General features: G+C 44.7%; 1 pseudogene. It reads left to right on the top strand.

Annotated features, from left to right (window positions below):
• Positions 1-190: 190 nt before the first annotated feature.
• Positions 191-557 (top strand): annotated as a pseudogene (locus tag KIV40_RS28625) (oligopeptidase A); the annotation flags it as partial.

Genomic DNA, 557 nt, shown 5'->3' with positions numbered 1-557 from the left:
ATAAATTCTTCCATAAATGAGCGTGTCGTCATCAGGGAGAGGGGTTAGTTATTGGTTCTACTATTGAAATTTGCGGTTATGGACACTATTTAATAACTATTCGCATGTAATTATGAGTCGATTGAACTCAATACTGTAAGACGACCTGATTACAATAAGACGCAAGTCTCCAAGCCAAAGGAATGTTTATATGTCTAACCCGCTATTAACCTTCACGGACCTACCACCGTTTTCACAGATCACCCCTGCGCACGTTAAGCCAGCGGTAGAGCAAGTGATTGAAGAGTGTCGCAATAAGATAGAACAAGTACTTGAAGGTAATACCTCACCAAGCTGGGATAACCTAGTGGCTCCAATTGAAGAGGTGGACGACCGCCTTAGCCGCATTTGGTCACCAGTGAGCCATATGAACTCAGTCGTGAACAGCGATGAACTGCGTGAAGCTTACGAGAGCTGCCTGCCGCTACTTTCTGAGTACGGTACTTGGGTTGGTCAACACAAAGGCTTGTTTGAGGCATATAAAGCGATCAAGGCGAGCGATGAATTTGCATCACTGA

Source organism: Vibrio sp. D173a (assembly GCF_030248475.1).
The sequence above is the reverse complement of the archived record's forward strand: the minus strand, read 5'-3'. Positions and strand labels throughout refer to the sequence as shown.